This is a genomic window from Cedecea lapagei (assembly GCF_900635955.1).
GTDB classification, from domain to species: Bacteria; Pseudomonadota; Gammaproteobacteria; order Enterobacterales; family Enterobacteriaceae; genus Cedecea; species Cedecea lapagei.
Genome location: NZ_LR134201.1, coordinates 2,980,409 through 2,997,993 on the forward strand (window position 1 = coordinate 2,980,409; position 17,585 = coordinate 2,997,993).

The window sequence follows — 17,585 nt, forward strand, 5'->3', positions numbered from 1 at the left end:
TCACTCCTGCTGTGGCAACCCATCGGTTGGGTTTGGGTAAAGGTCCGGGCGTAATTCATGCGGTGTAACGCCAGTTAATATGTAGATAGGCAATACACGTTTTGCGGGAACGGCACCTGCAGGCTCTTTCTTCCAGAGGGATACGGCCATCTTTGTCACGCCCAATAATTGGCCAAGCTTTTGGGCTGCCCCTGCCTTCTTGATTGCTTTTTCTAAGCCTGTCATCTGAGTTCTCCTGTATCGACAAGCAAAGTAAAGTATTAATTTACCAATTGGTCAATAATGCGTTGCTTGAAGGGGTAAAGCAAATGTTTACAATTACTGGCATGAATACACCGAATGAAAATGGCTTAATCGCCAGGCTGTCTGAACTCAATGAAAAGGGCTTTTCAAAAACTGAAATGGCCAGGGCAGCTAATGTCAGTAAACAGGCTGTGACGGGATGGTTTAAAAACGGCACCATAAGCAAAGCATCAGCATTGAGCGTGGCTGAGGCTGCTGGTGTATCTGTCGCGTGGCTTTTAGGTGAGGACGTCCAAGAAGATTCGGGACTCAAATCAAAGGAACAGGAGATGCTTCAGCTTTTCCGTCAGCTTCCTGAATCCGAACAGGAGCGCATGATCGACCTGTTCAAGGTGAGGCTCAAAGAAATTGATGAGTACGTAGAAAAATACCTACGTGGTCGCTATAAACCAAAAGACTAACTCCCAACCCCTCTATCAACCGGCAATAGCCGGTTTTTTTTCGTCTGAATTAAGTATCCCGCATTTTTTCGAGCCTCTTTTTTAAATGAAGTCAACCTAAGGCTGACCAATAAAATCACCATGACTTGACCATGCGGTAAAGATGTAGTTTACTTAGCTCAACCAGCGTCATCCAGGCAGGGAGCCCACGAAGTAGCTGCCGGCGGCATACGAAACACCGGATGAGATGACACATTGAAATGCGCAGCAGGCAGTACCGTTCCGCCAGCCTGGCGATAAGGGCAAAGAGAGAGGATTCATGGCTAAGAAACAATTCACCGTAGTCATTAGCGGCGATGGTGGTTATCGCACTTATCGCGTTATGGCGGAGGACTGGAAGGACGCAGACAGGATCGCAGATGGACAGCATCGCAGATTAAATCCTGACGATAAATCATCGGAGATTGGCGTGGCCGCCGTCATAAGAGGCTGGCCGGAGGTTTGGTAAGGAGAAAAGCATGATTGATTTCGCACGTAAACCAGCAGCACACCAGGCTACCCGTCTGAATGTTTTTGAGGTGATGCTCCGTAAGCTCTGTTACATCCTGGCCCAGAAGGGTAACCCGGCTGCCGACCAACAGCCTGCAGTACGTTAAACATCGAGTTTTGACCAATGGCCTGCCTGGCCGAGGAATGTGATTATGGAATTTGGCATGAAGCGCGTGATGGCATCTGTTCACGCAATGGCGGCACTACAACGCATCTTAAACGGTTCGTTCGTGGCCCTGACCACACTTAGCAAAGAGGCGAATCTTTCCACCTCTTACCTCGAGCAGATTTTCAATAAGCTGCGCGCCGGAAAGCTCGTTGTTTCTCAACGAGGCCCAGGCGGTGGTTATGCGCCCCGCGCTGGTGATATTTCAGTTTCAGAAGTCATCCGCGCAGTCAGCAAGATCCCCAATAGCGATACCTTTAAACCCGTTTTGACCGCTCTGGATGGTGTGCTGCTGTCTGAGCTGGCAAAGAGTCAATCAGCAGCCCCATAAAGCACAAAACCCGCGCAAGGCGGGTTAAGTACCCGGTCAGCCGACCAAAGCTTTCCGGAATCGAGTTTTGACCAATGACCACTACCCAAAAGCGGCAATCACTGGCTGCGGGTATCTTACATCCAAAAAAGAGGCCCCGATATGGAATTCTTTAATTTAATCAAAGCAACTCAAAAATCAGGCAAGCCTGATGCCATCCACTGGCAGACAGCAAAAACCGAAGCTCGCGCAAACCTGATGCTTGATGTGGCCCTGGAAGATGCCGGTATAGAAACCGGCCGCGGCCACGATTACAACAAGCCAGTCAGGACTGATTTCCCTGTTTTCGATGATCTTCCGGAGGAAGGCACTGTCGATTTCGATTGGTGCAAGCGTTACGAGCTGGCGGAAGACGGCAGAACCTGGCAGTTGATTCAAACGGCTGCAGTTGACGACGAAGAAGCGGAGGAGCTAAGCGACGCTATTGAAAGTTACAAAATGGGTCTCAGCGTCGAACTCGCTCATTTCTGGATCGGAGGCATGTTTACAGCAACGCCAGAAGAGCGAGCGGCCGCAATCAAGGCCCAGATGGATATGGACAATAACTATCTCCAGAATGTCATTCTGGCGGTTAATTCCATTGAGCCTCTAAAGCAGTGCCACAACCATATACGCCATACCCTCCTTGAGGCTATCAAGCTTATCTGGCCACTGGATGGAAAGACTCCTGAGTTGTCTCACGTTCTGGCGTTCTCAAAGGAATGGATCGAAGCCCTGAATGATAATTCAGCCGGCCGCGGTAACCACCGGGCTGACGTCATTGAAAAATGGAAGGCAAAGTCTGCGCCACAGCCTGCTGCCATCCATTCCGTTAAAAGCGAACAGGAGAACATGATCAGGACTGATGCCGGAACCAATGCAGGTGGACAGATAAAAACTGACCGCAACACGGATCTTGCCCCTTCCCTGGATGTTCTTGATATTGAAATCGCGGCAGCAACCCTACCTATGGATTTCAACATCTACGAATTCCCGGCAGGGGTTGTTCGCCGGGCTAAGGAAATTATCACCAACAAAGAAGAACCATGGAAAACATGGAGCGCCGTTCTTCGCAAGTCGCCAGGCATTCTGGACTTTTCCCGCGGCACAATTTTTGTCCTGATTCGTAATGCACCAACAGAGGTGCTGCATTCAATCCCAGCATTGACGAGTCACGTAGCCAAAAATCTGCTTGAGATTAAATTCATGCCAGATGACGGGAAACCAAATAGCGAAGAGCGCTGGAACTCCATTCAACACTATTTTATTTCGCCCGCAGTCGTGGAAGAAAACGGTGAGAATGCTGATCAGCAGTACACAGAAAGCAAGCAGCCGCCAGCCCAACTGATAAAAGTCGGAGCCGGTATTTTCGATGCCACTGCTCTGTTTAATGCCCCTTCTAAGGATACTGCTGCGGAGAATACAAACAATGTGCCGGTGGAAGAAGCTAACAACCATGAAACCAAAACTGATTCTGAAATTCAGCCTGGCGAAAAAGCAATTCACTCAACTGAAAGCCATGTTGCGGTTAATCAGGAAACAAATGCCCTGAATAACGATACCGTTCATCGTAATGAGAGCACCGAAACGCAGCTATTCACTCATCTCATGGTTGACCTGGAATGTTTTGGCTCCAACCCTGATGCTCCGATCGTTTCCATTGGCGCAGTGTTTTTCAATCCTGAAACCGGCGGGATGGGAAGTGAGTTTTACAAAGTCATCAGTCTTGGTTCTTCCATGGGATTCGGCGGCCAGCCGGACGCAGATAGAATTCTTTGGTGGCTGAAACAGTCCGCGGAATCTCGCTCTGCAATTCTGGTGGACGATGCCATACCTCTGGATGACGCCCTATTACAGCTCAACGAATTTATCTGCGAAAACGCCGCAAATGGCCCTGCCAGCGTTCAGCTATGGGGGAATGGCGCTACATACGACAATGTCCTGCTACGGCGCTCTTACAGGCGTACCGGCATCCCTGCTCTCTGGGAATTTTGGAACGATCGAGATGTGAGAACAATCGTCGAACTGGGCAAGGCCATTGGCATTAATCCTCGTTATGAAATCCCTTTTGAAGGTGATCAGCATAACGCCCTGAGTGATGCCCGGCACCAGGTTAAGTACGTTTCTGCCATCTGGCAGCAGCTGATTAAAAACTGATTTTCCTTATTCAATATTGAGCGCGCCAGCCAGATAACCTTTTTCTGGCTGGTCATCAGGGGATGACCTATGCATGAACTTACGCTGTCACCTCAGGAGATTCAGGAAATCACCGGGTATATGCGTTATACGCAGCAGCAGCGTCAGCTGCGCTGTCACGGCATTCCATTCACAACAGATGGACGGAATCGCCCAATCGTATTGCGCAGAAATATTTTGCCAGGGACCACCGAACTACCAAAGGTTGACGAATATGTTGCAACAGAGCCGGACTTCGACGCTATCTATGGGCAGGCCAAGAAAAGATCCGAAAGATACCCACCTTCCACCGCGGGTATCAAAAATAAGTACAGCTATGTCTGGAAACCAAAAGGCACCAAGCTAAGTATTTGCCTGGGGAAAATACGTGAAACACCGATATCAAAACTCTGGCAAAGGTATGAAGAGGAAAAGGCCAAGCGCCATGACGTTATGACCTTTGCCAAATTGTGGGGCATGTTTATCGAAAGCCCTGCATTCACCGAGCTGGCGCCACGAACGCAGCAGGACTACCACCAGCATCAGAAGCAACTACTGGCCGTGTTCGGCAAAATGAAAGCCGACGACATTCGGATAGAGCAAGTTCGTATTTTCATGGATAAGCGCGGGATGAGCAGTAAAAATCAGGCCAAACAGGAAGTCGCCAGCATGTCCCGCGTATTTGGCTGGGGTTTTGAGCGAGGGTATGTGAAGGGCAATCCCTGTAAGGGGATCCGGAAATTCACTCTCATCGACAGGGACGTTTATATCCCCGATGAAGATTACCTTGCTGTGTATGAGCGCGCCGCCCCAGAGATTCAGGTGGCCATGGAGATTTCATATCTTTGCGCAGCGCGCGAGGATGATGTTCTGGATCTGCGGATCGTAGATGTCAGGCATGAAAGAATTTTTATTGAGCAGAACAAAACCGGCAAAAAACAGATCAAGCAGTGGTCCCCTCGCCTTAGAGCGGCGGTTGATCTGGCTATTGAGAAGTTGTCCGGAAGATCTGCGGCCGGCTTTCTGATTCCTGGGCCATCAGGCGGCGCTATGAATAAGAAAACGTTCAACACCTGGTGGAACAAGGCAAAGAAAGCTGCAGCTATGAAGTTGGGTCGCAGCGTCCCTCGGACGTTTCACGATATAAAAGCGAAAGCTATTTCAGATTACGAAGGGAGCAGCAGAGACAAGCAACTTTTCTCTGGCCACAAAACGGAAAGTCAGGTGACAACGTATGACCGAAAAGTGAAAATTTCACCAACACTCGCGGCACCGGTACTGAGCAAAAAAGAGGAGAAATGAGGGGGCTAAAGGCAAGAATATACCAAGTGAATATACCAACAATATACCAACACCCCAAAAACAAAAGGGGTCGCCTTTCGGCAACCCCTTAGAATGTTGGCGGAAGCGCAGAGATTCGAACTCTGGAACCCTTTCGGGTCGCCGGTTTTCAAGACCGGTGCCTTCAACCGCTCGGCCACACTTCCAACGAGGCGAACTATAAACATACCCATACTTCATGTAAAGCACGATTTTGTTCAATCGCCTGAAATTTCATCATATTTGTTTTATTTGCCTGAAACAGCAGCAACCTGCTCAGTTTCAAGCCGCTTTTTCTGCCCTCCATCGAGGGCAGCATCGGCATTAGTGCTTTTTGATGTACATATCGCGGGTGAGATATTTACCCAGACTGCTCGGAGCATAGCCTCCCACATACGGCTTCACCAACTGGGCCAAAACATAATGATATACCGGTACAGCCGGTACGTCTTTGGCCAGTAAATCCTCCGCCTGTTGATAATACTTTCCTCGTTCCTCGAGTGTTTCAGCTTTCGAAGCCTTCACCAGCAGTTCGTCGTAAGCCGGATTGCTGTACTTAGAAGTATTTTCACTATTGCCGGAACGGAAGTTATCCAGGAAGGATGCCGCATCGTCATAGTCAGCAATCCAGGCATAGCGAACGACATCAAAGGTGCCGTTATGCATGGTATCCAGCATGGTTTTCCATTCCTGGTTTTGCAGCTTAGCATTCACTCCGAGATTTTTTTGCCACATAGAGCTGGCGGCAATAGCGATACGCTGGTGCGATTCAGAGGTGTTATACAGCAGGTTAAAGGTCAAAGGATGTGAGGCATTAAACCCGGCGGCCTCCAATAGCTTCTTCGCTTCAGCTACACGTTTTTCGTGGCTCCAACTGGCGTAGTCAGGGTTTTTAAGCTCTATTCCACCAATTTGGGGTTGGCTAACAATCCATGCAGGTCTCTGCCCCTGTGCCAGGACTTTGTCGGCAATAATGTCTTTGTCCAGAGCCAGATTCAGCGCAAGGCGAACGCGAGGGTCATTAAACGGCGCTTTGGTGGTATTGAATTCGTAATAGTAAGTAGACAGGTAAGGCGTGATATGAACCTGATTGGGAATCGACTCTTTCAAAGAAGCAAACAGGGTTTGTGGAATGGTCGACGTAATATCGATCTCCCCTGCTTTGTAGCGGTTAACATCAGATGTCGGGGAAGCAATCGGTAAATAGGTCACCTTATTAATAACAGTACGGGCATCGTCCCAGTTTTGCTTATTACGTTCCCCCACCAATTTTTCGTTGACCACCCACTGCGACAGCTTATATGCGCCGCTGCTCACGAAATTTTCCGGTTGGGTCCATTTATCTCCGAACTTCTCAACCACCGCTTCGCTCACCGGCACCATCGAGGTATGCCCCAGCATTAACAGGAAGGCAGCCGTCGGCTGGCTGAGCGTTACCTGCAACGTACTGGCATCCAGCGCTTTCACTCCGAGACTATCTACTGGCTTTTTGCCTAATGCAATATCTGCAGCATTTTCAATATGCATACTGCCCGGGTAGCTGGCATAAGGTGAGGCTGTTTTTGGATCGACCAGGCGTTTCCAGCTCCAGACCACGTCCTGCGCGGTAATAGGTTCACCGTTGGACCATTTAATGCCCGGACGAAGATGGAAGGTCCAGACGATGTTATCTTTTTCCTCCCATTTATCCGCCAGACGAGGCTGGATCTTACCGTTGTTGTCTACGGCAATCAGCCCGTCAAAAAAGTCGCCGATAATATTACTTTCAACGTCGCTCTCCACTTTGTGAGGATCCAGCGATGCCGGTTCACTGCCGTTGTTACGCACCAGCTCCTGTTTGGCTGCAAGCTCGGTTCCTGGCGGAACGTCTGCTGCCCATGCGCTGGAAATAGCGCTGAGCAGACCCAGAGCAATCAATGATTTTGAAAATGTGTTGTTGTTTGCTTTCATGACCTACGCCTTATTGATGTTATTTAACGACGGTACGGCTAACACTCTTAGTCGGCTTTAGGTAATAAAGCAATACTTTTCAGCCACCTATAAGTGGGTGTTATGGCATTAATTTTGTACAATGTGATAAACTGCACGAGGTAAAGATGGGTAAAAAGGCTTTTGTCTAATAAAGGCGGGCGTTATGCTCATCACCATAAAACACCTGTAAAAGAGAGAGTTTTAGAATGGATCGCATTATTACCTCTTCGCGTGACCGTTCGTCACTGCTCAGCACCCACAAGGTGCTACGTAATACCTATTTCCTGCTGAGCTTAACGCTGGCGTTTTCAGCGTTGACGGCAACCGCCAGCACCGTATTGATGCTGCCTTCTCCTGGGCTAATTCTGACGCTGGTCGGTATGTATGGCCTGATGTTCCTGACCTACAAAACCGCTGACAAACCCGTCGGCATTCTGTCTGCATTCGCCTTTACCGGCTTCCTTGGCTATATCCTGGGGCCGATGCTGAATGCCTATCTGTCTGCCGGCATGGGCGACGTTATTGGCCTGGCGTTGGGCGGTACCGCACTAGTGTTCTTTAGCTGCTCCGCGTATGTGCTGACAACCCGTAAAGACATGTCCTTTCTGGGTGGTATGCTGATGGCGGGCGTGGTGGTTGTGCTGATTGGTATGGTGGCTAACATCTTCCTGCAGCTCCCGGCTCTGCACCTGGCGATTAGCGCGGTATTTATCCTGATCTCCTCAGGTGCCATCCTGTTTGAGACCAGCAACATCATCCGCGGCGGTGAAACCAACTACATCCGCGCGACCGTAAGCCTGTATGTTTCTCTTTACAACATCTTCGTTAGCCTGCTGAGCATCCTTGGTTTTGCCAGCCGCGATTAAATTATCTCGCTAACAATAAAAAGGAGAATGCCTGAGGTATTCTCCTTTTTTGTCTCTTAATTCCCCCGGCAAATATAGGCTGGATAGAGCCGGTCCTTAATCAGCCACACGGAAGGTGAAAGTTCAGAAATAGTGATATAATAACGGACGCCAGGAAGGGCGAAACCTCCCCATTGAGCATCAGGTGTATTGTCATTATACCGACGCCAGGTCTTGCCGTAGCTCAACACAATCACTTTATCATCATCCCGTTGCTCCCATGTAAAATCGATATCCCTGTCAACTATCAGGTTTCGACCCTCAGCTTTTGCTGCACCTTTATGAGTGATCAAGCCGGTTCCATCCCGATGGAAATAGAACTGGGCTATAGTATTCACCCGCACCTCACTTGCTTCTCCCTCATTGCGTGTGAAACTATATTCAGTACTGCAGGCCAGCGCATTTCGCTTGCCGACTTCACTTGAAAATAAAAAAAATGCCAGTGCCCCACCAGCCAGCACGCCGCCCAGCCCGAACAGAAGTTTAATTTTCATTCTTCGTCCCATTTTTAAAACGAATAGTCTTACAGAGGCTAGTTTGTTTCAACGGACAGGCACCAATAAACACCTCATCGGCAGCGTTAAGAGAAAAATGGGTGCTGAAGTAATAAATATTGTATTCCTTGCGCTCGCATGGCACGTCATTTTTCCTGAGTAGCTCAGCCACTTTCGATAACTCCAGCGGTCGATCAGACTCGTTAATTAGCCATATTCTGCAGCCGGCTATTTTTTCCTCAACGGTTTTGAGCTTTGTCGGGACAATTATCTCATCAGGCCAGCTAAAAAACGGACCTAAGTCCAGCGACGCCGTCGTGAATACCGCCAATATAATCCATCCTTTTAGGGAGGATATTCGCCAACTTCTCGCGGATGTCACTGCGACAGATGGCGGCTGTTGTGGCTGTAAAATGGCGGCTTGCTCCTTTTCTCTCGGCTGACAACTCACCTCGGTGTCGAAACGAAATCCATAACGCGGCACGGTAAGAATATAATCATGATGCTCATCAAGCTTCTGAAATACTTTACGTAATTCGCTGATCGCTTTGTTGAGGTTATTTCCTGATGGCGTAAAACCAAATTCTTCCCAGACCCGCGTAATCAATTCCTCCCGACTGAGAGCGCGGCCTTTATGACGAATAAATTCCTGTAAAAGACGTGCGGCTGGTACCGAAAGGATTAATACGGATTCTGGTTGTCCGATAAGACTTATGGCGCGTGCTTCAGGATCAAATAACAACGAATTATTGCATACAAAAAACATCTTTTACTCTCAGCTGTTACCGCATGTTTTTAACCCCTGGTACATCGACAAGAAAATCACCTCCTGAAGCGTTTACTTTTTCATCAGAAGAAACCTTGTTCTCATCCCAGGTCGCGGTATTTTCAATTAACTAAACAATACTAAACCAAAAAAAACAGGATAAAAAACTATATATAATGAGTTAATCAATACAATTTCCCTCAAGCTGCTGTTCTGGTTAAAGTTTCCCTGTCCTAAAGCGATACGAAAGCAGAGGGTGTGCTGGCGTTAACGCGCCGTGAATGAACTCAGACCAGGCGGATTGAAAGTGAGACAGAAAAAGAGTGTGAAGATGACAACCGCGTTTTATCTCGCCGCGCTGCCATTGTCATTTTTCTCAGAAATGGCAATGGCCAATATGAGCGTGTATCCGATGGAACTTAACGTGGACAGTTCCGGTACGGCGCAAATAAAAGTGGCATCTAAAACAGATGATATTCAATTCATTCGGGTGAGGCAAAAGAAAATTCTTAATCCTGGAACACCTGAAGAAAAAGAAATTGATGTGGCTTCCTGGAAGGAAGGAGGCGTAGTCGTCACGCCCGAAAAATTCGCCCTATCTGCTGGCGCAATGCGCGTGGTTCGGCTCGTATCCCTTATGCCGCCGGCAAAGGAGACCACCTGGCGTGTTTATTTTGAGAGCGTAAAACAACCTGACAGCATAATTCCAGGCCATTCAGAAGAATCCGGAGCGACTGCAAAATTAGGAGTCAACGTAATTTGGGGGGCGCTCGTGCATCTCGCTCCAGAAAAAAGCGTAGTTTCACTCTCTCTCGATCCCGAACGCGGGACACTAAAAAACAGCGGCACGTTACGTGTGCCGCTCAGGGAGATAGGTATTTGTCACACAGATGTATTGTGTAAATGGGTGAAAGAAGACGCCACAATTTACCCGGATACCGAACGAAAATTGAAAACACTTACAGAGAATCAAGATAAAAAATATAAATTTCGCTACTTCAACTGGGTAAAAAAAACCATTGAAGAAGCGAACTTACCCGTCGTGAAATAACACGACACCACTGAAAAAATATAAATTATTTTTTCAAGAGCCATGCCTTTTATTTTTAAATATGGAGATATCAATGCGTAAATATATTAATCCCCTGATGATTGCTGCCGCGATGGCCACATCTGTTAACGTACTGGCGGTTCAAAAAGATATTACCGTCAACGCCAGCGTCGATCCAGAACTGGATATAACTCAGGCCGATAATACGCCTTTACCAGCCAGTATCGATATGCAGTACCTGCCTGGTCGTGGTCTGGAAAGCTACCGCGTGAATACCAAAATCTGGTCGAACTCCGCTGCCAGCAACGTTAAAGCACGCCTGGTTAGCGCAGCAAAGTTGAGCAACAGCGAGGGTGCTGAATCCGTACCGCTGACCGTGAGGCTGGGTGATAAAACCCTGACCACCGCAGATGTCGAATTTACCGGAACCGAACTGTTTCCGGGCAACATTGAAAATGGTTCTGCGGTACTGCCAATGACCATTTCCCAGACCACAAAAGGCGCTCTAAAAACCGGTCAGTACAGCGGCGTTGTCAGCCTGATGCTGACTCAGGCCACCACCACTCCGGATCCAGAGTCAGGTAAGTAACACCACAACATCTTAAGGATTAACGTCAGAGGGGATTTACCCTCTGACGTTAGGATGATATCGAGGCTTGTTCATGGTGCTTCACAGAAATACTCTCCTCTTTGCTGCTTTGTTGCCTGCATCCATCCAACTCGCCTGTGCTGCGATAACCGTTCCTGCAGGTTTTGAAGACCTCGCGAAAACGCAGCGCCTGTGGACAGAAGTCAGCCTGTACGGCGAATCACTTGGCCTTTTTGAAACGGATGTCAATCTTGAAACAGTGAGCTTTGTCACGCCGGAAAATGTGGTCGCAGCCATTAGACGCCAGTTTAATGACGACCCCGCCCTAATAGTCACTGTCTCTGCCGCACTGGCCGTCCCGCTTGCCCGTAACGGCAACCTGGCTTGCAGCAGCAACAACTCAGCGCCGGGATGCGACTATATCGACACCCAGCGCGCGGCCATAATTTATGACGAAAACACTGCCCGTATCAGCCTGTTTTTGGACAAAAAATTCCTGCCAAAACCGGCCACGGAAAACCAATGGTATCAGCCCGCACTGGGCACTGAAAATGCGCTAATTCATCAGCAAAATATCAACTTTGTTGCCGACCGCGATTACCAGTCGGCAACCGTTCAGGGCAATGGCGCCCTGGCTATCACTGAGAACGGCTATCTCAACCTCGACTGGACCTGGCTTGGGCAACGTTCAAAGCACCAGCAACAACAAGCGATAACCGCTAACAATGCCTGGTTCCGCCAGGACTTATGGCGACAATATTATGTCCAACTGGGAGAGATGGATACTCGCGATCTGTTCAGCAACGCCGGAGGAAATATTAATCTCAGCCAGCTTCCGTTGGGTAAAATACGCGGGCTTCGTACGGGCTCAACAAGAGCATGGATAAACCCGGTTCAAGAGTCCAGAGCCACCCCTGTTACCGTGCTGCTTTCTCATGATGCCCGCATTGACGCGCGCCGGGGCAATCAGCTGCTGGCCAGTTTTTACCTGAATGCCGGGGCGCAGAACCTGGATACGCGCTCTTTCCCGGACGGAAGCTATACCGTGACGCTATCGGTCTATGAAAATAACCGGCTGACACGCACCGAGCAGGTGCCGTTTACCCGAACGGGCATTACGCCATTTGACCGCGTCGAATGGTTTCTGCAAGCGGGTGAAACGGATAATAACGATTCAGGCGAACAACGCAAGGCGGTTGCTCAGGTGGGTATGCGCCTGCCCGTCACCCAGACGCTGGCGCTGACCAGCGGTGCTACGATAAAAAAAAACCAGCGTTTCCTGGAAAATGCGCTCGACTGGAGTCGGGGATTCAACACGGGCCCGATCGACGGCGTACTGAGTACCCGGTTTAGCTACCTTTACGGCAGCGAAGGCCAACGCGGCAATATTCAGCAAATAAGCTACAACGACGGTTTTTCCACGAGCTTCTATCGCAACGCGTTATCAGCAGACAACTGCAATACCCGCAATGCGGGATTCGACGCGGTGAATGGCTGTTATCATAGTCTCTCGGTGATGTTCTCTGTCCCCATTGGCAGCTGGTACGCAAGCCTTGGGTATTCGGACAACCGCAACGAAGGACGTTACGTCTCTCGCCGGGAGCTACCGGACCATGACGAGCGCTACAGCGCCGGTTTGCCCTGGGAATCTGTCTATATGACCCGCTCACGTACACGAGCCTGGCAGGGTGGCCTGAGCAATGCTTTCGGCGCTCGAGGTATGAACATCAACAACAGCATTAACCTGTTCATGCGGCAGGATGATTCACGTGAAGGCAAGGATAAAGGCGGCTATCTGAGCGTGAGCATTTCACTTGCCCATCACCGTCAGGGCAATGCTTCAAGCTATACCTCTCTTGGCGCGAGCTGGCAGCGCCAGCAGCGTGAAAAAAATCAGCTGAGCTATAACGTAGCGCACAACTGGTATGCCGATGCACGCGGCGAGAATGAGTATGGCCTGAGCGCATCAGGTATTAACAGTGATTCGCTGAATACTTCGATTTATACGCGACAGGGCGGACGATATGGTAATGGGAGCCTTACGGTAAGCGATACCTGGGATCGACAAGTTCGACAGCACACCCTGAGCAGCAGCGGCAATTACAGCTCAACCGCTGCGCTATCGCGCTCGGGGCTGTGGCTGGGCCGCTGGAGTGATGGTCGTCCTGCGTCTGCGGTCGCCGTGCAGGTTGCCACGCCTGAAAATTCCCAAGGTGGTCATGTCACCGTGTCGCTGGATAACGGCGGCAGCGCGGACATTCCGGCAAATAGCCGCGCCCTATTCGCGGTGCCTGGCTATCAGCAAACCACGCTGACGGTTAACGAATCGCTAAATATTTCCCAAGGCGTCAGCAGTGAAATTACGCAGGGATCGGGCAGCAGAACGCTGTTTATGGTGCCGGGCAAAATGCTGCATCGGGACATTCAAACTACCGCCAGCTACACCTGGCTCGGCCAGCTAACCGATGAGCGTCATTCACCGTTTATCGGCGGAATGCCGCTGAACGTGAACGGCTGGAGCGATCTTGGTAACGGCGGGTTCAGCGCCCACAGCAATGCCTTGTTGCATAACCTTTATCTGGTACGTCAGCAGCAATTTTATCGATGCGAACTGGACGTGAAGAGTATACGCGATGTGGTGCATTACGTCGGTTCAATCCCTTGTCGGGAACTCACCTTCTCTGCCCTTCCGCAGTCCGTCCAGCAGCATGCACGACTGATACTCGCAGGACGTTCGGAGCCAGCGGGTCTGACAGTAATGAATGCTGAAAACCTCGCGAAAGGAAAATAATGTGAATAAATCCATCCTTATTTTACTGTTCTTAACCATGGGCCTGTGTGCAGGCCATACTCTGGCGGGCGCCCCTGCCGGAAGAAACACTAGCGTAGGGATTAGCTACGACCGCGCGATGCCCCCTGCACGCTTTGACATCTGGTTTCATGAGTCGGGCGGCTACGATAGCGCCGATCCACAAAAGTGGGGGCGAAATACCCTGACCTGTTTGTCTCGCACCGACTCCACCTACGGTGCCTGCATGGATGCCCCGGTCTGGCTAAGCCCGCCACCGCCTCATTCCATCCCGCTACGATTCACACATATGCTCAGTAAAAAAACTGTGGATATCAATGTGTACGGCGAAAAACACATGTTTTTAAAAGATAATAACTTTCTCTATGCCAGCTATGGCACGGTCGGTTCAAGCACTGCTTCGGATTGGAGCAGAGAACCCTATTTCGATTTTTATATCGTAAAAAGCGAACTGGCTAAACTCACCACGGCGGGTATCTGGACCGCCACGCTTAAGCAAAACCTACGTCAGTGGGGAGGTGGCCCCTGCGGCGGGAATGGGAATGGAAATGATTTGAATATCGGCTGCCCGTCATTTGGCACCCTCGCCAACTGGCAGGCAAATATTCGTATAGAGGTAGTCGATCCGGGCAATCAGCAGATTTATCTACCGGCATTCCCGCACTCAACGCCTATTGTTAACCTCAACCTGACCAACTTCCCGGGACGGCCCGGCGGGAGTGAGATCAAAGGGAAAAACACCGTGGATATGTGCCTGTTTGACGGCAATAACAACACCAGCACGCGCGCGTTCCTCCGCTTTGAAGACGATGGGCTTGCCGCTACCGGACGAACCGAAGGCGCATTCTCAATCCGACGGCGTGGCGGAAGCCAGACCGATGCACGAGATCGTCTTGATTATCAGATTTCTGTGACCAATCCAATCACAGGCGCAACGGAGAACGTCGCGAACGGCAAAACGCTGGTATGGCAGGGTGCGAACGATCCGCAGTATCTGCGCCAGGTTGTACTGCCCGGCACTCGTGAAAACGTGCTATGCATTCCCGCGCCCATCATCCTGAACACGCCTGCTTTTGCCAGTAGCAGCAAAAATGCAGGGGATTACACCGGCACACTTCGCGTTATTTATACCCCCAGTACGTTATGACGAGGCCACTGTGAGTTACGCTATTCTCGATAATAACCGCTTTTATGCCGAAGGATTGTGCTATGCCCTGCTGCAACGAAGCGCCAACGCCAGGGTACAAAGCGATGCAGTCCGCTGGCTGCCCATGCTGCTTTGCCATCGGGTCCTCGTTATCCGCTGTCGTTTTTCCCTCACGGCACCGCATCACGTACTGATTGATATTTTACTCAGGCTTGAGGCCGCGCGCTGGCAGGGCAGCCTTTATTTAATCTGTAATGAAAAAGGCTGGGCGCTGGCAGCGCATCTGCGTGATCGTTTTTCTTCGTTAACGATTTATATTACCGACGACAGAATGGCCGTGACAGAGGCCGCCAGGCTGCTGACCAAAGACCCACGCCGCTTACGCAGGCCTGAATGTAGCCTGACTGAGATAGAATTCCGCGTGCTTGATCTTATGCTCACGGGGAGACCGGTACGCCATATTGCCAGAGTGATGCACATATCGGAAAAGCGTGTCTCGACACACAAATGCAGCGCACTAAAGAAGCTGAATGTCGACAATTTACTGCAGTTACTTCTTTAGCAGGTGGTTTATCAAGTTGGGGTTATTCGCTACACTGCTGACGAATTTTTTACGGCACAGAAAATTATGTTCATTTTTGCAGGCAAAGAAATCGAGACCGACAGTGAAGGCTATCTGAAAGATACCACGCTCTGGAGTGAGCCGCTGGCGGAGAAAATAGCGGAAAATGAGGGCATAACGCTTTCCCCTGAACACTGGGAAGTGGTTCGCTTTGTGCGCGACTTTTACCTGGAGTTTAATACCTCCCCGGCCATTCGCATGCTGGTTAAGGCCATGGCGAACAAGTTCGGCGAAGAGAAAGGCAACAGCCGCTACCTTTATCGTCTGTTCCCCAAAGGCCCGGCCAAGCAGGCCACAAAAATTGCAGGCCTGCCAAAACCGGTGAAGTGTATCTAGTAGCGAATACCAAAATTGACCCACTCGCGCTCGGGTTGATGCGGTTCAGTCAGAACTTTATCAACCCGAGCGCTGCGTGGACCACCAGCTTTCAGCCAGGCCAGCAGTTTTTCAACCTGCCCGATCTCACCGCAGGCCACCACTTCAACGCTGCCATCATCAAGGTTGCGCGCATAGCCGGTTAAGCCGAGCTTTTCTGCTTCACGCTGCGTGCTGTAACGAAAGCCCACGCCCTGCACCATGCCGTGCACCCAACATTTTACACACTGCTTGTCTGAGTTCATCTTTGCCTCCCCCTGACGCTCAACTTGCTCTCAGTGTAACAAACCACACCGTTTTTTCTTTGCAGGCATCCCGCACAGTGAGGCTTTTCACGCGAATAAATTGCAATTAGCTACCCTAACCCGGAAAATGGCGCCCATTTCTTAGCAAAGCAGCAAATAAATTATGAGCGTACGTTTAGTGTTAGCCAAAGGGCGTGAGAAGTCGTTATTGCGCCGTCATCCATGGGTGTTCTCCGGCGCGGTCGCGCGTCTGGAAGGCAAAGCCAATCTCGGTGAAACGGTGGATGTGGTGGACAGCCAGGGCAAATGGCTCGCCCGCGCCGCCTTCTCCCCTGAATCACAGATCCGCGCCCGCGTCTGGACCTTCAATCAGGACGAAAGCATTGATATCGCCTTCTTCACCCGCCGCCTGCAGCAGGCGCAGGAGTGGAGAGACTGGCTGGCTAAGCGTGACGGGCTGGACAGCTATCGCCTGATTGCCGGTGAATCTGACGGTTTACCTGGCGTGACCATCGACCGGTTTGGCAACTTCCTGGTGCTGCAGCTGTTGTCCGCAGGCGCAGAGTACCAGCGTCCGGCGCTGGTTGCGGCTCTGCAGTCTCTCTATCCTGAGTGCTCTATCTACGATCGTTCAGATGTGACCGTGCGTAAGAAAGAAGGTATGGCAATGACTCAGGGGCCGGTGAGCGGTGAGCTACCTCCGGCCCTGCTGCCAATTGAAGAACACGGCATGAAGCTGCTGGTAGATATTCAGGGCGGGCATAAAACCGGCTATTACCTCGACCAGCGCGACAGCCGTTTCGCAACCCGCCGTTACGTTGAGAATAAGCGCGTACTGAACTGCTTCTCCTACACCGGCGGTTTTGCCGTTTCTGCGCTGATGGGTAACTGCAGCCAGGTGGTAAGCGTGGATACCTCGCAGGACGCGCTGGATATTGCCAGACAAAACGTTGAGCTGAACAAACTTGACCTCAGCAAAGCCGAGTTCCTGCGTGACGACGTGTTTAAACTGCTGCGTAAATACCGCGATCGGGGCGAAAAGTTCGACGTCATCGTTATGGATCCGCCTAAGTTTGTTGAAAACAAAAACCAGCTGGCGGGTGCCTGCAGGGGTTACAAAGATATCAATATGTTAGCCATTCAGTTATTGAACCCCGGCGGCATTCTGATGACCTTCTCCTGCTCCGGGCTGATGACCACAGATTTATTCCAGAAAATCATCGCCGACGCCGCCGTAGATGCCGGACGTGATGTACAATTTATAGAGCAGTTCCGTCAGGCGGCCGATCACCCGGTGATCGCAACCTACCCGGAAGGGCTGTATCTGAAGGGGTTTGCCTGTCGAGTCATGTAGCTTGAAAAGGGGAAA

At 50.5% G+C, this 17,585-nt stretch carries 18 protein-coding genes, 1 tRNA gene and 1 pseudogene; 14 read left to right on the forward strand and 6 right to left on the reverse strand.

Annotated features, from left to right (window positions below; translation table 11 throughout):
* Positions 1-225: a transcriptional regulator gene (locus EL098_RS14495; RefSeq protein ID WP_126356898.1), complete on the reverse strand. Its 225-nt coding sequence runs from the start codon at positions 223-225 to the stop codon at positions 1-3.
* An 83-nt stretch (positions 226-308) separates the two neighbouring features.
* Between EL098_RS14495 and EL098_RS14500 the strand changes: the two genes are divergently transcribed.
* From EL098_RS14500 to EL098_RS14525, 6 genes and pseudogenes are all read left to right on the forward strand, one after another.
* Entirely contained in the window at positions 309-704 is a 396-nt protein-coding gene (locus tag EL098_RS14500; RefSeq protein WP_232012224.1) for a helix-turn-helix domain-containing protein, read from the forward strand.
* Between the two features lie 298 nt (positions 705-1,002).
* Positions 1,003-1,191: a hypothetical protein gene (locus tag EL098_RS14505; RefSeq protein WP_126356899.1), complete on the forward strand. Its 189-nt coding sequence runs from the start codon at positions 1,003-1,005 to the stop codon at positions 1,189-1,191.
* Between the two features lie 10 nt (positions 1,192-1,201).
* Positions 1,202-1,339 (forward strand): hypothetical protein, encoded by a 138-nt coding sequence (locus EL098_RS23225; protein ID WP_164716872.1) that lies wholly within the window; start codon positions 1,202-1,204, stop codon positions 1,337-1,339.
* Between the two features lie 45 nt (positions 1,340-1,384).
* Positions 1,385-1,729, forward strand: coding sequence for an RrF2 family transcriptional regulator (locus tag EL098_RS14510; protein WP_126356900.1), 345 nt, complete (start codon positions 1,385-1,387; stop codon positions 1,727-1,729).
* A gap of 141 nt (positions 1,730-1,870) precedes the next feature.
* Complete coding sequence (locus EL098_RS14515; RefSeq protein ID WP_126356901.1) at positions 1,871-3,904, forward strand: exonuclease; 2,034 nt, start codon at positions 1,871-1,873, stop codon at positions 3,902-3,904.
* A gap of 286 nt (positions 3,905-4,190) precedes the next feature.
* Positions 4,191-5,224, forward strand: a pseudogene (locus EL098_RS14525) (tyrosine-type recombinase/integrase).
* A gap of 97 nt (positions 5,225-5,321) precedes the next feature.
* Here the strand turns inward: EL098_RS14525 and EL098_RS14530 are convergent.
* Together EL098_RS14530 and EL098_RS14535 are read right to left on the reverse strand one after the other, a co-directional pair.
* Positions 5,322-5,409, reverse strand: a tRNA-Ser gene (locus EL098_RS14530).
* 157 nt (positions 5,410-5,566) lie between these two features.
* Positions 5,567-7,192 (reverse strand): ABC transporter substrate-binding protein, encoded by a 1,626-nt coding sequence (locus EL098_RS14535; RefSeq protein WP_126356902.1) that lies wholly within the window; start codon positions 7,190-7,192, stop codon positions 5,567-5,569.
* A 227-nt stretch (positions 7,193-7,419) separates the two neighbouring features.
* On the opposite strand from EL098_RS14535, the gene yccA reads away from it, so the two are divergent.
* Positions 7,420-8,079 carry an FtsH protease modulator YccA gene (gene yccA / locus EL098_RS14540; protein WP_039291604.1) on the forward strand — a complete coding sequence of 220 codons (660 nt, stop codon included), beginning with the start codon at positions 7,420-7,422 and terminating at the stop codon, positions 8,077-8,079.
* 56 nt (positions 8,080-8,135) lie between these two features.
* Here the strand turns inward: yccA and EL098_RS14545 are convergent, their stop codons facing one another.
* Both EL098_RS14545 and EL098_RS14550 read right to left on the reverse strand, forming a co-directional pair.
* Complete coding sequence (locus tag EL098_RS14545) at positions 8,136-8,612, reverse strand: hypothetical protein (RefSeq protein ID WP_126356903.1); 477 nt, start codon at positions 8,610-8,612, stop codon at positions 8,136-8,138.
* Positions 8,602-9,378, reverse strand: coding sequence for a winged helix-turn-helix domain-containing protein (locus tag EL098_RS14550; protein WP_126356904.1), 777 nt, complete (start codon positions 9,376-9,378; stop codon positions 8,602-8,604). The genes EL098_RS14545 and EL098_RS14550 overlap by 11 nt, the downstream gene beginning before the upstream one ends.
* Before the next feature lie 307 nt (positions 9,379-9,685).
* Here EL098_RS14550 and EL098_RS14555 point away from each other — a divergent pair, with 307 nt between their 5' ends.
* The 6 genes from EL098_RS14555 to tusE all read left to right on the forward strand — a co-directional run bounded on the left by EL098_RS14555 (position 9,686) and on the right by tusE (position 15,932).
* Positions 9,686-10,429 carry a fimbrial protein gene (locus EL098_RS14555; RefSeq protein ID WP_164716874.1) on the forward strand — a complete coding sequence of 248 codons (744 nt, stop codon included), beginning with the start codon at positions 9,686-9,688 and terminating at the stop codon, positions 10,427-10,429.
* A gap of 73 nt (positions 10,430-10,502) precedes the next feature.
* Positions 10,503-11,018 (forward strand): CS1 type fimbrial major subunit, encoded by a 516-nt coding sequence (locus EL098_RS14560; RefSeq protein WP_126356906.1) that lies wholly within the window; start codon positions 10,503-10,505, stop codon positions 11,016-11,018.
* Between the two features lie 73 nt (positions 11,019-11,091).
* The gene (locus EL098_RS14565; protein WP_126356907.1) at positions 11,092-13,809 is read left to right on the forward strand and encodes a TcfC E-set like domain-containing protein; all 2,718 of its coding nucleotides are present in this window, start codon (positions 11,092-11,094) and stop codon (positions 13,807-13,809) included.
* 1 nt (position 13,810) lies between these two features.
* Positions 13,811-14,974, forward strand: coding sequence for a CfaE/CblD family pilus tip adhesin (locus EL098_RS14570; RefSeq protein WP_164716876.1), 1,164 nt, complete (start codon positions 13,811-13,813; stop codon positions 14,972-14,974).
* A gap of 10 nt (positions 14,975-14,984) precedes the next feature.
* Positions 14,985-15,536, forward strand: a complete 552-nt coding sequence (locus EL098_RS14575) for a helix-turn-helix transcriptional regulator (protein ID WP_126356908.1) — start codon at positions 14,985-14,987, stop codon at positions 15,534-15,536.
* 66 nt (positions 15,537-15,602) lie between these two features.
* Entirely contained in the window at positions 15,603-15,932 is a 330-nt protein-coding gene (gene tusE / locus EL098_RS14580) for a sulfurtransferase TusE (protein WP_126356909.1), read from the forward strand.
* Here tusE and yccX read toward each other — a convergent pair.
* Positions 15,929-16,216, reverse strand: coding sequence for an acylphosphatase (gene yccX / locus EL098_RS14585; RefSeq protein ID WP_126356910.1), 288 nt, complete (start codon positions 16,214-16,216; stop codon positions 15,929-15,931). The genes tusE and yccX overlap by 4 nt on opposite strands.
* 163 nt (positions 16,217-16,379) lie before the next feature.
* On the opposite strand from yccX, the gene rlmI reads away from it, so the two are divergent.
* Positions 16,380-17,570, forward strand: a complete 1,191-nt coding sequence (rlmI, locus tag EL098_RS14590; RefSeq protein WP_126356911.1) for a 23S rRNA (cytosine(1962)-C(5))-methyltransferase RlmI — start codon at positions 16,380-16,382, stop codon at positions 17,568-17,570.
* Positions 17,571-17,585: the final 15 nt, after the last annotated feature.

Coding starts and splice junctions, on each gene's coding strand:
- EL098_RS14495 (WP_126356898.1), bottom strand. CDS start 225: ATGACAGGCTTAGAAAAAGCAATCAAGAAGGCAGGGGCAGCCCAAAAG.
- EL098_RS14500 (WP_232012224.1), top strand. CDS start 309: ATGTTTACAATTACTGGCATGAATACACCGAATGAAAATGGCTTAATC.
- EL098_RS14505 (WP_126356899.1), top strand. CDS start 1,003: ATGGCTAAGAAACAATTCACCGTAGTCATTAGCGGCGATGGTGGTTAT.
- EL098_RS23225 (WP_164716872.1), top strand. CDS start 1,202: ATGATTGATTTCGCACGTAAACCAGCAGCACACCAGGCTACCCGTCTG.
- EL098_RS14510 (WP_126356900.1), top strand. CDS start 1,385: ATGGAATTTGGCATGAAGCGCGTGATGGCATCTGTTCACGCAATGGCG.
- EL098_RS14515 (WP_126356901.1), top strand. CDS start 1,871: ATGGAATTCTTTAATTTAATCAAAGCAACTCAAAAATCAGGCAAGCCT.
- EL098_RS14535 (WP_126356902.1), bottom strand. CDS start 7,192: ATGAAAGCAAACAACAACACATTTTCAAAATCATTGATTGCTCTGGGT.
- yccA (WP_039291604.1), top strand. CDS start 7,420: ATGGATCGCATTATTACCTCTTCGCGTGACCGTTCGTCACTGCTCAGC.
- EL098_RS14545 (WP_126356903.1), bottom strand. CDS start 8,612: ATGAAAATTAAACTTCTGTTCGGGCTGGGCGGCGTGCTGGCTGGTGGG.
- EL098_RS14550 (WP_126356904.1), bottom strand. CDS start 9,378: ATGTTTTTTGTATGCAATAATTCGTTGTTATTTGATCCTGAAGCACGC.
- EL098_RS14560 (WP_126356906.1), top strand. CDS start 10,503: ATGCGTAAATATATTAATCCCCTGATGATTGCTGCCGCGATGGCCACA.
- EL098_RS14565 (WP_126356907.1), top strand. CDS start 11,092: ATGGTGCTTCACAGAAATACTCTCCTCTTTGCTGCTTTGTTGCCTGCA.
- tusE (WP_126356909.1), top strand. CDS start 15,603: ATGTTCATTTTTGCAGGCAAAGAAATCGAGACCGACAGTGAAGGCTAT.
- yccX (WP_126356910.1), bottom strand. CDS start 16,216: ATGAACTCAGACAAGCAGTGTGTAAAATGTTGGGTGCACGGCATGGTG.
- rlmI (WP_126356911.1), top strand. CDS start 16,380: ATGAGCGTACGTTTAGTGTTAGCCAAAGGGCGTGAGAAGTCGTTATTG.